General features: G+C 49.5%; 10 protein-coding genes. 4 read left to right on the top strand and 6 right to left on the bottom strand.

Annotation, left to right across the window (positions count from 1 at the left end):
• Positions 1-37 precede the first annotated feature (37 nt).
• Both yiaJ and C4F37_RS06390 read left to right on the top strand, forming a co-directional pair.
• Positions 38-886, top strand: a complete 849-nt coding sequence (gene yiaJ / locus C4F37_RS06395; RefSeq protein WP_000514241.1) for an IclR family transcriptional regulator YiaJ — start codon at positions 38-40, stop codon at positions 884-886.
• 101 nt (positions 887-987) lie between these two features.
• Entirely contained in the window at positions 988-1461 is a 474-nt protein-coding gene (locus tag C4F37_RS06390) for a 4Fe-4S binding protein (RefSeq protein ID WP_001337793.1), read from the top strand.
• 151 nt (positions 1462-1612) lie between these two features.
• Here the strand turns inward: C4F37_RS06390 and avtA are convergent, their stop codons facing one another.
• Both avtA and malS read right to left on the bottom strand, forming a co-directional pair.
• The gene (avtA, locus tag C4F37_RS06385) at positions 1613-2866 is read right to left on the bottom strand and encodes a valine--pyruvate transaminase (RefSeq protein ID WP_000144359.1); all 1254 of its coding nucleotides are present in this window, start codon (positions 2864-2866) and stop codon (positions 1613-1615) included.
• Positions 2867-3043: 177 nt separating this feature from the next.
• Positions 3044-5074, bottom strand: a complete 2031-nt coding sequence (malS, locus tag C4F37_RS06380; RefSeq protein WP_001540044.1) for an alpha-amylase — start codon at positions 5072-5074, stop codon at positions 3044-3046.
• 319 nt (positions 5075-5393) lie between these two features.
• Here malS and C4F37_RS06375 point away from each other — a divergent pair, with 319 nt between their 5' ends.
• Positions 5394-6218: a protein bax gene (locus tag C4F37_RS06375; protein ID WP_001297957.1), complete on the top strand. Its 825-nt coding sequence runs from the start codon at positions 5394-5396 to the stop codon at positions 6216-6218.
• A gap of 107 nt (positions 6219-6325) precedes the next feature.
• Here the strand turns inward: C4F37_RS06375 and xylR are convergent, their stop codons facing one another.
• The 4 genes from xylR to xylF form a co-directional block, all read right to left on the bottom strand.
• Positions 6326-7504, bottom strand: coding sequence for a D-xylose utilization transcriptional activator XylR (xylR, locus tag C4F37_RS06370; RefSeq protein WP_001467806.1), 1179 nt, complete (start codon positions 7502-7504; stop codon positions 6326-6328).
• A 77-nt stretch (positions 7505-7581) separates the two neighbouring features.
• The gene (gene xylH / locus C4F37_RS06365) at positions 7582-8763 is read right to left on the bottom strand and encodes a xylose ABC transporter permease XylH (protein WP_000045978.1); all 1182 of its coding nucleotides are present in this window, start codon (positions 8761-8763) and stop codon (positions 7582-7584) included.
• On the bottom strand, positions 8741-10282 hold the full coding sequence (gene xylG, locus C4F37_RS06360; RefSeq protein ID WP_001146502.1) for a D-xylose ABC transporter ATP-binding protein: 1542 nt from the start codon (positions 10280-10282) through the stop codon (positions 8741-8743). The genes xylH and xylG overlap by 23 nt, the downstream gene beginning before the upstream one ends.
• Before the next feature lie 77 nt (positions 10283-10359).
• Complete coding sequence (xylF, locus tag C4F37_RS06355; RefSeq protein WP_001296518.1) at positions 10360-11352, bottom strand: D-xylose ABC transporter substrate-binding protein; 993 nt, start codon at positions 11350-11352, stop codon at positions 10360-10362.
• 365 nt (positions 11353-11717) lie between these two features.
• On the opposite strand from xylF, the gene xylA reads away from it, so the two are divergent.
• Positions 11718-13040, top strand: coding sequence for a xylose isomerase (gene xylA / locus C4F37_RS06350; RefSeq protein WP_001149592.1), 1323 nt, complete (start codon positions 11718-11720; stop codon positions 13038-13040).
• The last annotated feature ends 14 nt before the right edge of the window (positions 13041-13054 follow it).

Below are 13054 nucleotides of genomic sequence, written 5' to 3'. Positions count from 1 at the left end.
TACGGCACACTTTGCGCTACCATCAGGACGCGACAAAATGGGGAAAGAAGTGATGGGAAAAAAAGAGAACGAGATGGCGCAGGAAAAAGAGCGCCCAGCCGGAAGCCAGAGTCTGTTTCGTGGGTTGATGCTGATTGAGATTTTGAGCAACTATCCAAACGGTTGTCCGTTGGCGCATCTTTCGGAGCTGGCTGGTTTAAATAAGAGTACCGTCCATCGCTTATTGCAGGGATTACAGTCCTGCGGCTATGTGACCACCGCGCCCGCCGCAGGGAGTTATCGCCTGACCACCAAATTTATTGCCGTCGGGCAGAAGGCGCTATCTTCGCTGAATATCATTCATATCGCCGCTCCGCATCTTGAGGCTCTGAACATCGCCACTGGTGAAACTATTAACTTCTCCAGCCGCGAAGACGATCACGCTATTTTGATTTATAAGCTGGAACCCACAACCGGGATGCTGCGAACCCGTGCCTATATAGGCCAGCATATGCCGCTCTACTGTTCCGCAATGGGCAAGATCTACATGGCGTTTGGTCACCCGGACTACGTGAAGTCATACTGGGAAAGCCATCAGCATGAGATCCAGCCGTTAACCCGCAATACCATTACCGAGCTGCCCGCGATGTTCGACGAACTGGCGCACATTCGTGAAAGTGGAGCGGCGATGGACAGAGAAGAAAACGAACTCGGCGTCTCCTGTATTGCTGTTCCGGTGTTTGATATTCATGGGCGGGTGCCGTACGCCGTGTCGATTTCGCTTTCGACATCACGTCTGAAACAGGTGGGAGAGAAAAATCTCCTGAAACCACTGCGTGAAACCGCGCAGGCTATTTCTAATGAACTGGGATTTACTGTCAGGGACGACCAGGGCGCGATTACATAACCCTTTGGACAAGTGCCAAAACTTTAACATTTCCTTCGTTGGATCAAAGCAGTAGGGACGCGCTCTCTGGCACTCTGCTGTTTTAGTGCAAAGGAGTGATCATGAACCGGTTTATTATTGCGGATGCGACGAAATGTATCGGTTGCCGTACCTGTGAAGTGGCTTGCGCAGTGTCGCATCAGGAGAATCAGGATTGCGCTGCGTTGTCACCAGACGAGTTTATTTCCCGTATTCGTGTCATTAAAGATCATACTTACACCACGGCAGTAGCCTGTCATCAGTGTGAAGATGCACCGTGCGCAAATGTGTGCCCTGTTGACGCGATAAGCCGCGAACATGGGCATATTTTCGTTGAACAATCACGTTGCATTGGCTGTAAAAGCTGTATGCTGGCTTGCCCGTTTGGTGCGATGGAGGTCGTTTCTTCGCGCAAAAAGGCGAGGGCGATTAAGTGCGATCTGTGCTGGCATCGGGCGACGGGGCCGGCCTGTGTTGAAGCCTGCCCGACAAAGGCGTTGCAGTGCATGGATGTCGAGAAAGTGCAGCGGCATCGGCTACGGCAGCAGCCTGTTTGAAACGTTTTTCCGGCGTTTCTCAACGCAGGGATAGTGCGCTTTGTTTATGCCGGATGCGGCTAAAACGCCTTATCCGGCCTACAAATTCTACCAAATTCAATATATTGCAGAAATCATGTAGGCCTGATAAGCGTAGCGCATCAGGCAATTTTTAGTGGCTTTCAGCCCAGGCTCTTTCTATCTCTTCCGCCAGAATCTTCACACCCGCCTCAATTTTCTCCGGCTCTGGTACGTAGTTCATGCGCATACATTGATGCGTATGCGGCCACGGTTTATCCAGTCCCGGGAAGAAGTTGTGCCCCGGCACCATCAGCACGCCGCGTGCTTTCAGGCGCTGGTAGAGCTGCTCGGTCGTAATGGGCAAATCCTTAAACCATAGCCAGAGGAAAATGGCTCCTTCCGGTTTATGAATCAGGCAGCGATCTTCCGGTAAATAGCGGCGAATGATAGCGATAGTTTCCTGAACACGCTGGTAGTAAAACGGTTTGATGACTGTTTCAGACAGGCGCAGCAGATCGTTACGCTTAATCATTTCACACATCATCGCCGGACCAATACCGCCAGGTGCCAGGCTGATAATGCCGTTCATATTGGTGATGGCGGTGATGATTTTTTCATTGGCGATGATAATGCCGCAGCGGGAGCCAGGTAGCCCCAGCTTGGAAAGACTCATGCACAGCACGATATTCGGATTCCATAGCGGGCGCGCTTCGCTGAAGATGATACCCGGGAACGGGACGCCATAAGCGTTATCAATCACCAGCGGAATACCGTGTTGATTCGCCAGCGCGTCAAGCTTCAGCAACTCTTCGTCAGTAATCACATTGCCTGTTGGATTCGTCGGCCGGGAGACGCAAATCATCCCGGTTTCTTCGCCAATATGTAGATGCTCAAAATCGACGTGGTATTTAAACTGGCCTTCCGGCAGCAGTTCAATATTCGGACGCGCAGAGACAAACAGATCTTCTTCCAGTCCGGCGTCAGCGTAGCCAATGTATTCCGGTGCCAGCGGGAACAGCACTTTTTTGACCCGACCATCGGCACGGCGTCCGGCAAACAGATTAAATAAGTAGAAAAACGCGCTCTGGCTGCCGTTTGTTAGTGCAATATTCTGTGGTTCGATATCCCAACCCAACTTCTCGCGCAGCATTCCGGCAAGCAGTGTGAGTAGCTCCGTTTTCCCCTGTGGACCGTCATAATTGCACAGTGCATCAGTCGCTTTGCCACTTTCCAGCATGTCGGTCAGTAGCGTCTGGAAGTAGTCCTGCATTTCAGGGATCTGCGCCGGATTACCGCCGCCGAGCATAATCGCGCCAGGCGTGCGTAAACCGTCGTTCAGATCTTCCATCAGCAGCGTAATGCCGGAGTGGCGGGTAAATTTGTCACCAAAAAGGGAGAATGTCATAGCGGGATATCTGTCGAACTCTGTAGCAAGGAAGGTAACAATAACGCTACATTTGCTGGGGTGCAAATCGGTCTGTTGAAGAGTGAGCGGTGCTTTATCCTGCAATGCTGATTAGGGCTGACATTTTATCCTGGTTGGCGGCTTCCCGAGGTACTGACGAACGGGAAGCCGGAAAAATCACTGTTGCCCAGCCCAGATGACCAGCACTTTATCGTCGCCATGCTCACGAACAAAGCCGTAGCCCTGCTTCAGCGAAAGTGTCGTTTGTTTGCCCGCGCCAATTGCGGGATGGCGGGCGCGGAACTGGCTGATTTTCTGCCAGTGCGCGACGCTGGCGGCAGATTTACCGCTAACATCCTGCCAGTTCATATCCGAACGCGTACCTTGCAGCGGATCAGAACCGGTAGGACCGAACGGACGCGAGGATTCATCGCCATAAAAGATTTGTACCGCGCCTGGCGCTAATAATAATAACTCTGCTGCTTTGTCGCCCCCTTCACGGAACAGGCGGGTATCATGCGACGAGAGGTAGCTCAACACGTTGAAATCCTGCAATTTCTCCGCCATTTGCTGCCAGGTCGTATCCATCTGCGCCAGACAATCGACTGCTTTCGCCGCCTGCTCCTGATAATCGAAATTGATCATCGCATCGAAGCCGTGGCGATAGTAGTCACTTTGCATCACGCCGTGGCCCCAGGCTTCACCGGTCATCCAGAAAGGTTTGTCATCTAATGCTTTGTCGGGGTTAGCTTTTTTCCATTCGCGAAGTGCAGCGCTGGCTTCGGTTTTCAGTTGCTGCCAGGCGGGCAACTCAACATGTTTGGCGGTATCGACCCGAAAACCATCAATCCCATAGTCGCGGACCCACTGACTTAACCAGTGGGTTAAGTAATCGCGAGGGGTAAAGCCGTCGATGACTTTAGCGTGGGTATCCGTTTTGTTTTTATAGAACACTGGCAGACCAGAAGCGGTAGTTGATTCGGTTTTGATATCCGGCAAAAAGGCCAGCGACATAGTGAGATCGTCGAATCCAGGATTGTCGTAATCGCCGATATCCGTTCTGATCCAGTTTTTTCCCCACCATTTATCCCAGCCTGTTTTGTCGCTGAAATTAATGTAATCGTTAAAGCTATGCCAGGTTTGCCCGGCGGCAGGTTTCCAGTCGCTCCAGCGTTCACCCAGCGTTTTTTTCAGCTCGTCACCAGAAAGATATAACGCGCCAAACTGATACTCCTGCATATCCGCCAGCGTGGCATAGCCAGTGTGGTTCATCACGATATCAAAGAGAATACGAATACCGCGCTGATGCGCGCTATCAACCAGCGTCCGTAGATCGGCTTCACTGCCCATATTGGCATCAAGATTCGTCCAGTCCTGAGTGTAATAACCATGATAGGCATAATGCGGGAAATCACCTTTTGTACCGCCGCCGACCCAGCCGTGAATTTGCTCAAATGGGGCGCTTATCCATAAAGCATTAACGCCCAACTGCTGGAGATAATCCAGTTTGTTGGTCAGGCCGCGTAAATCGCCGCCGTGAAAAGTGCCAATTTCCGCCATACCGTCTTTATGACGTCCGTAACTCTGGTCATTACTGGGATCGCCGTTTTCGAAACGATCTGTCAGCACAAAGTAAACCGTGGCGTTATGCCAGTCGAAAGGGGCGGATGTGTCAGTTTCTGCCCGTTCCAGCAGGAGTAAACCGTTGCTGGTGGCAGCGGGTTGTAACGTTATTTGACCGTTCTTCACTATCGCAATTTGCTGGCTGTAATAATCCCGGACGGCGGCTCCCTCCGCAAAAGTGGTGCTGACATCCAGTGTGAGCGGTAATCCATCCCATTTCGGGCATTCACGGACCAGGCTTGCTACCGGTTCGACGGTGTTCTGGAGGGAAATCATCAATGTTGGCGTACCGGAGCGGGTGTCTAGTTGCAGCGTATATTCGCCGTCCCTGAACAATCGCCATTGAGGTGGCGTGTTGCTACAAGGTTGCAGGGAAAGCATCTGATTGAGTTTTATCGCATCCGCAGGCTGCCAGCACTGTTGGTCAAAATTTAGCATTAGTGGACGCGTACCTTTGGGCAACTGCGCGTGGCTGACAAATGTTCCCGTCCCCTGTTCGCTAAAGGCGGGAAACCCCGGAGAAGTCCAGCTGGCGGCAACGGCGAAGCCAGGAAGGAGTGTCAGAAAACAGGCGGCGAGTTTCATGGCGGATGAGTCCTTATTGCTGCGATTTCAGACAGTTTGCCAGCGATAAGCCAGACAAAACTCATCCCTGAGCGGTAAGTCCACAGGATGAGAAGCAAGGGTGAGCGATCGCGCGCAAAAAACGGCTGAATTTTGCGATAAACCCCACATTTTCTGCGATTTAGCGCCAATCTGAATCGTTAACTCGTGACATAGTTTCAGATTTGGACTATTCCTTGGGGTGCTCTTGACAGCTATTTTTGATATGATTTGAGATTCAACTCTCAAATTTGTAAAAAATATAAGGTGTTGGAATGATTAAATCCGACCAGGAGACCTGATGATTTTGACTCCCATACGACGATATGGGGCGATGATTCTTATGTTACTCACTCTGGTGTTTTCGAGTGAGGTGTTAGCGAAGACGCACACAACAACAGCGAGTCAAAAGTCCCACTTAACTAAAGCTAGTAATAAACAGGTAAGCAGTAAACAAGAGTATTCTCGCAATAGTGCAAAGAGTAGTTCACTTCCTGATTTGCGAAAATACCCTTCCGGAACACCAAGGAAAAAGGCGTTTCTCCGGACTGTAATGCCTTACATTACCAGCCAAAATGCGGCCATTACTGCGGAACGTAACTGGCTGATTTCAAAACAGTATCAGGGCCAATGGTCACCTGCTGAGCGTGCGCGTCTGAAAGACATCGCCAAACGCTACAAGGTGAAGTGGTCTGGTAATACGCGAAAAATCCCGTGGAATACCTTGCTTGAACGCGTAGACATTATCCCTACCAGTATGGTGGCGACGATGGCTGCAGCAGAAAGCGGTTGGGGAACGTCAAAGCTGGCGCGCAACAACAACAACCTGTTCGGCATGAAATGCATGAAAGGACGTTGTACCAATGCGCCGGGTAAAGTGAAAGGGTACTCACAGTTTAGTTCTGTCAAAGAATCGGTGAGCGCCTATGTCACTAACCTCAATACGCACCCGGCTTACTCTTCGTTCCGTAAATCGCGTGCACAACTGCGTAAAGCGGATCAGGAAGTGACTGCCACAGCGATGATTCACAAGCTGAAGGGCTACTCGACCAAAGGGAAGAGTTATAACAACTACCTGTTCGCAATGTACCAGGATAACCAACGGTTAATCGCGGCGCATATGTAATTGCATTTCCTCGAGCCTTATCCGACTTGTCAGGCGGATAAGGCTTTTGCTCGTATCAGGTGGTTGTGCTGAGTTACCTGATGCGACGCCGATAATTCTCATCATCGCTACAACATGACCTCGCTATTTACATCGCGATACTCTTTTGGCGTTGTGTCATATGCTTTTTTAAAAACAGAGTAGAAATATTGCAGCGATGGATAACCGCACATTTGCGATATCTCATTGATCGACAAGGTGGTTGAAATCAGCAGACTGCGCGCTTTCTCCAGCTTCTCGGCATGAATCATGGCATGGATGGTTTCACCCACCTCTTCTTTAAAACGCTTCTCAAGATTGGAGCGTGAGATTCCGACCGCATCGAGTACTTGATCTACTTTAATCCCTTTGCAGGCATGATTACGGATGTAATGCATGGCCTGAATAACCGCAGGATCAGTCAACGAACGGTAATCCGTTGAACGTCGTTCAATCACGCGGACTGGCGGGACCAAAATCCGTTGCAACGGCATCTCTTCTTTATCCAATAAACGATGCAACAGTTTTGCCGCCTGATAGCCCATTTGCCGTGCGCCCTGAGCGACCGAAGAAAGGGCGACACGCGACAGATAGCGGGTCAGTTCTTCGTTATCGATGCCAATCACGCATAATTTTTCCGGTACGGGAATGTGTAGATGTTCACATACTTGCAGAATATGCCGCGCCCGGGCGTCAGTAACGGCAATAATCCCGGTTTGCGGTGGCAGCGTTTGTAGCCAGTCTGCCAGCCGATTTTGCGCGTGTTGCCAGTTCTCTGGCGCGGTTTCTAACCCCTGATAAACCACTCCGCGATACTTTTCTTCGGCGACAAGCTGACGAAATACATATTCGCGTTCAGTGGCCCAACGTTTACCGCTTGATTCCGGAAGACCATAAAAAGCAAAGCGGTTAACGCCTTTCTCTTTTAAATGCAAAAATGCGCTTTCAACCAGCGCATAGTTATCGGTGGCAATGTAATGAACGGGTGGGTAACTTTCGGCAAGGTGATACGAGCCACCAACCCCAACAATGGGGACGTCGACATCAGCCAGCGCTTGCTCGATTTGTTTGTCGTCGAAGTCGGCAATGACGCCATCTCCTAACCAGTCCTTGATTTTATCAATGCGGGCGCGGAAATCTTCTTCAATGAAAATATCCCATTCCGATTGTGACGCCTGTAAATATTCCCCTACGCCTTCTACTACCTGCCGGTCATAGGCTTTATTGGCATTGAACAGTAATGTGATGCGGTGACGTTTAGTAAACATGGTTCTTTTCCTGCTGAATCATGCAAAAACTCAAAACCGGTAATACGTTACCGGCTTTGAGAAAATTTTTATCAAAATCAAGAACGGCGTTTGGTTGCGGAGTCCATCCATACTGCCAGCAACAGAATCGCACCTTTAACGATATACTGCCAGAAGGTCGGTACATCCATCATACTCATGCCGTTATCCAGCGAAGCCATGATGAATGCCCCCATTACCGCTCCGGCCACGCTCCCGACGCCGCCTGCCAGACTGGTGCCGCCAATCACACATGCTGCAATTGCGTCCAGTTCGGCGATATTTCCCGCAGAAGGTGAACCAGCGCCGAGTCGAGAACTGAGGATTAATCCGGCGATGGCTACCATTAATCCGTTAATAGCGAACACGGCAAGTTTGGTGCGTTCAACGTTAATCCCGGAGAGACGTGCCGCTTCCAGATTGCCGCCGATGGCATAAATGCGTCGTCCAAATGCCGTCCGCGTTGCCATAAACATTCCGCCGAGTAACAGCAACGTCAGCAGCAGAACAGGAGTGGGAACACCACGGTAATCATTCAATAGCCAGATTGCGCCTAATACGATGATAGCGGTTAAAGCCTGGCGACCGACTACTGCGGTAGAGGCCGGAGACTGCAAACCCAAAGCCTGACGGCGCATTCTTCCGCGCCATTGCCAGCCAACAAAAGCCATTAAGCCAAGCGCGCCAATGATGAAGCCGGTGCTGGCAGGTAGATAGCTTTGCCCAATTTGTGACATCGCGGCGCTGGTGGGGGAAACAGTCGTGCCGTTGGTGATGCCAATGAGTATGCCACGAAATGCCAACATGCCCGCGAGGGTGACAATAAATGAAGGGACTTTGCGGTACGCGACCCACCATCCGTTCCAGGCTCCGAGAAGCAGTCCCAGAACCAACGTCACAATGATGGTAAGTGGCAAAGGCCAGCCTAGCCAGACGTCACAAATCGCCGCGACGCCACCTAACAGCCCCATCATTGAGCCGACGGAAAGGTCGATTTCAGCAGAAATTATGACGAACACCATTCCTACCGCGAGGATGCCGGTAATCGCGGTTTGGCGTAACAGGTTGGAGACGTTACGGGCGCTTAAGTAGGCACCATCGGTGGTCCAGGTAAAGAACAGCATGATTGCGATGATAGCTGCAATCATCACGAAGACCTGCAAATTCAGTGATTTCAGCCCGGAAAAGCCACCGGATGTCGGTACGGCTAATTTCACTTCAGACGGATTGCTTTTCGACATGATGTTCGCTCCTCAATGCGGCTTCCATCACCTGCTCCTGAGTCAGGTTATGATTTATCAGGTTGGCTTTTAGTTTCCCTTCATGCATCACCAGTACACGATCGCTAAGGCCGAGCACTTCAGGTAATTCGGAAGAGATGACAATAACGGCAATACCCTGCTGGACGAGTTGGTTAATTAATTTGTAGATCTCGTATTTCGCGCCAATATCGATACCCCTGGTGGGTTCATCAAGAATGAGAATGCGCGGGTTAAGTAACAGACAGCGAGCGAGGATCGCTTTTTGCTGATTGCCGCCGCTCAAACGTCCAATAGCAAGGTCGGGGGACGACGTTTTAACTTTGAGTTGCTGGATTGATTCCAGAATACATTTTTGCTCTGCCGCGTCATCAAGCTGGCTAATGCCACCGGTAAATTTTTTGAGTGCGGCGAGGGTAATATTTTTACCAACCGCCATTACCGGAACGATGCCGTCGCGCTTTCTGTCTTCGGGTACCATCGCAATCCCCTGGGCGATGGCTTGCTGACAGTTACGAATATCTACCTGTTTGCCGTCAATATAAATTTTCCCTTCCCATTGTCCGGGCCACACACCAAACAGGCACTGAATAGTCTCGGTACGTCCGGCACCAACGAGTCCGGCGATACCCAGTATTTCGCCACGTTTCAGGGAAAACGAGACATCATTAACTCGTTTAATATGACGATTAACCGGATGCCATGCCGTCAGATGTTCAATACGTAATATTTCATCTCCGGTGGTATGTGGTTCATTAGGGTAAAGCGCGGTTAACTCTCGCCCGACCATCATGGTGATAATATCGTCTTCACTCATTCCAGCAGCATCACGCGTGCCAATGTGCTGACCGTCGCGAATAACGCAAATCGTATCGGAAATCGCTTTGACTTCGTTGAGTTTGTGCGAAATATAAATACAGGCGATACCGTGCTGTTGTAGATCGCGAATAATATCCAGTAAAACCGACGTTTCCTGCTCAGTTAATGAGGCTGTCGGCTCATCGAGAATTAACAAACGCACCTGTTTATTAAGTGCCTTGGCAATTTCAACCAGTTGTTGTTGCCCAAGTCCTAAATCGCCAACGCGGGTATCAGGTGAAATGGATAAACTGACCTGTGCGAGCAGCTTCTGACAGCGTAGCGTCATCAGGTCATAATCCATAATGCCATTATGGGTTATTTCGTTACCCAGGAAGATATTTTCCAGCACGGTCAGTTCTTTCACCAGCGCCAATTCCTGGTGAATAATGGCGATACCTTTGCGTTCGGTATCGCGGATGTGACTCGCCTGAATCTCTTCTCCCGCAAAAATAATTTCGCCTTCGTAGGAACCATGGGGATAAATACCACACAGCACTTTCATCAGCGTTGATTTACCTGACCCATTTTCCCCACAGAGTGAGACGATTTCGCCAGCATTCAACCGCAAGCTGACGTTATCAATCGCCTTCACACTGCCGAAGGTTTTGGTAATGTTCTTCATTTCAAGTAGATAAGGCATAACGACTCCACCTAAGCCAATCAATTCACGCGGCATGGAGAGAAATCACGCCCCCGCTCCGCGCCGGGGCGTAACGCTTACAGCTCGCTCTCTTTGTGGAATCCGTCTTTAACTACCGTATCTTTGATGTTGTTTTTATTCACATCGATCGGTGTCAGCAGGCGGGAGGGAACATCTTTCAGGCCATTATTCAGTGTGGTATCCGCTTTTGGCTCCTGACCATTGCCCAACTCAACGGCAATTTCTGCGGCAGTATTTGCCAACAATGTAATAGGTTTATACACCGTCATAGTTTGTGTACCGGCAGCAATACGTTTAATACCTGCAAGATCCGCATCCTGGCCGGAAATTGCTACTTTCCCTGATAAACCTTGCGCGCTTAATGCCTGAATTGCCCCTCCTGCGGTGGCATCGTTTGAGGCAACTACAGCATCAATTTTGTTATTATTGGCGGTTAGCGCGTTTTCCATAATTTTCAATGCGTTTTCCGGTAACCAGCCATCAACCCATTGGTCACCAACGACTTTAATTTTTCCGGAATCAACATAAGGTTTTAATACTTTCATTTGCCCGGCGCGGAACAGCTTGGCGTTGTTATCTACCGGCGAGCCGCCCATCAGGAAGTAATTACCTTGCGGAACAATATCGACCAGGGCTTTTGCCTGCAGTTCACCGACTTTTTCATTATCGAAAGAAATATAAAAATCGATATCCGCATCGTTAATCATACGGTCGTAAGCTAATACTTTAATACCTTCTTGTTTGGCTTCTTTTACAACGTTACTTAATACCTGACCGTTATAAGGAATAATGACAAGAACATCGACACCCCGGTTAATCATGTTTTCAATCTGCGACATTTGTGTTTCTTCATTGCCATTTGCAGACTGTACAAATACTTTCGCGCCGAGAGATTCTGCTTTTTTCACAAAAATATCTCGATCTTTTTGCCAGCGTTCAAGACGGAGATCATCAATCGCCATACCTATTTTGACCTCTTTGGCGTGTGCCGCAACGTTGGTAAGCAGAAGTGAGGTGCAAAGGGTGAGTAGAATGTTCTTTATTTTCATGGTGTAGGGCCTTCTGTAGTTAGAGGACAGCTTTAATAAGTAACAATCACCGCGATAAACGTAACCAATTTTTAGCAACTAAACAGGGGAAAACAATTACAGATTTTTATCTTTCGATTACGATTTTTGGTTTATTTCTTGATTTATGACCGAGATCTTACTTTTGTTGCGCAATTGTACTTATTGCATTTTTCTCTTCGAGGAATTACCCAGTTTCATCATCCCATTTTATTTTGCGAGCGAGCGCACACTTGTGAATTATCTCAATAGCAGTGTGAAATAACATAATTGAGCAACTGAAAGGGAGTGCCCAATATTACGACATCATCCATCACCCGCGGCATTACCTGATTATGGAGTTCAATATGCAAGCCTATTTTGACCAGCTCGATCGCGTTCGTTATGAAGGCTCAAAATCCTCAAACCCGTTAGCATTCCGTCACTACAATCCCGACGAACTGGTGTTGGGCAAGCGTATGGAAGAGCACTTGCGTTTTGCCGCCTGCTACTGGCACACCTTCTGCTGGAACGGGGCGGATATGTTTGGTGTGGGGGCGTTTAATCGTCCGTGGCAGCAGCCTGGTGAGGCACTGGCGTTGGCGAAGCGTAAAGCAGATGTCGCATTTGAGTTTTTCCACAAGTTACATGTGCCATTTTATTGCTTCCACGATGTGGATGTTTCCCCTGAGGGCGCGTCGTTAAAAGAGTACATCAATAATTTTGCGCAAATGGTTGATGTCCTGGCAGGCAAGCAAGAAGAGAGCGGCGTGAAGCTGCTGTGGGGAACTGCTAACTGCTTTACAAACCCTCGCTATGGCGCGGGTGCGGCGACGAACCCAGATCCTGAAGTCTTCAGTTGGGCGGCAACGCAAGTTGTTACAGCGATGGAAGCAACCCATAAATTGGGCGGTGAAAACTATGTCCTGTGGGGTGGTCGTGAAGGTTACGAAACGCTGTTAAATACCGACTTGCGCCAGGAGCGTGAACAGCTGGGCCGCTTTATGCAGATGGTGGTTGAGCATAAACATAAAATCGGTTTCCAGGGCACGTTGCTTATCGAACCGAAACCGCAAGAACCGACCAAACATCAATATGATTACGATGCTGCGACGGTCTATGGCTTCCTGAAACAGTTTGGTCTGGAAAAAGAGATTAAACTGAATATTGAAGCTAACCACGCGACGCTGGCAGGTCACTCTTTCCATCATGAAATAGCCACCGCCATTGCGCTTGGCCTGTTCGGTTCTGTCGACGCCAACCGTGGCGATGCGCAACTGGGCTGGGACACCGACCAGTTCCCGAACAGTGTGGAAGAGAATGCGCTGGTGATGTATGAAATTCTCAAAGCAGGCGGTTTCACCACCGGTGGTCTGAACTTCGATGCCAAAGTACGTCGTCAAAGTACTGATAAATATGATCTGTTTTACGGTCATATCGGCGCGATGGATACGATGGCGTTGGCGCTGAAAATTGCAGCGCGCATGATTGAAGATGGCGAGCTGGATAAACGCATCGCGCAGCGTTATTCCGGCTGGAATAGTGAATTAGGCCAGCAAATCCTGAAAGGCCAAATGTCACTGGCAGATTTAGCCAAATATGCTCAGGAACATAATTTGTCTCCGGTGCATCAGAGTGGTCGCCAGGAGCAACTGGAAAATCTGGTAAATCATTATCTGTTCGACAAATAACGGCTAACTGTGCA

The organism is Escherichia sp. R1 (assembly GCF_003000935.1).
GTDB classification, from domain to species: domain Bacteria; phylum Pseudomonadota; class Gammaproteobacteria; order Enterobacterales; family Enterobacteriaceae; genus Escherichia; species Escherichia coli.
This window is presented reverse-complemented; position numbering and strand designations above follow the sequence as displayed.

What these genes read in the sequence shown, in the direction of transcription:
- C4F37_RS06375 (WP_001297957.1), top strand. Translation starts at nt 5,394, where the DNA reads ATGATTTTGACTCCCATACGACGATATGGGGCGATGATTCTTATGTTA.
- xylG (WP_001146502.1), bottom strand. Translation starts at nt 10,282, where the DNA reads ATGCCTTATCTACTTGAAATGAAGAACATTACCAAAACCTTCGGCAGT.
- xylR (WP_001467806.1), bottom strand. Translation starts at nt 7,504, where the DNA reads ATGTTTACTAAACGTCACCGCATCACATTACTGTTCAATGCCAATAAA.
- xylH (WP_000045978.1), bottom strand. Translation starts at nt 8,763, where the DNA reads ATGTCGAAAAGCAATCCGTCTGAAGTGAAATTAGCCGTACCGACATCC.
- xylF (WP_001296518.1), bottom strand. Translation starts at nt 11,352, where the DNA reads ATGAAAATAAAGAACATTCTACTCACCCTTTGCACCTCACTTCTGCTT.
- C4F37_RS06390 (WP_001337793.1), top strand. Translation starts at nt 988, where the DNA reads ATGAACCGGTTTATTATTGCGGATGCGACGAAATGTATCGGTTGCCGT.
- avtA (WP_000144359.1), bottom strand. Translation starts at nt 2,866, where the DNA reads ATGACATTCTCCCTTTTTGGTGACAAATTTACCCGCCACTCCGGCATT.
- xylA (WP_001149592.1), top strand. Translation starts at nt 11,718, where the DNA reads ATGCAAGCCTATTTTGACCAGCTCGATCGCGTTCGTTATGAAGGCTCA.
- malS (WP_001540044.1), bottom strand. Translation starts at nt 5,074, where the DNA reads ATGAAACTCGCCGCCTGTTTTCTGACACTCCTTCCTGGCTTCGCCGTT.
- yiaJ (WP_000514241.1), top strand. Translation starts at nt 38, where the DNA reads ATGGGGAAAGAAGTGATGGGAAAAAAAGAGAACGAGATGGCGCAGGAA.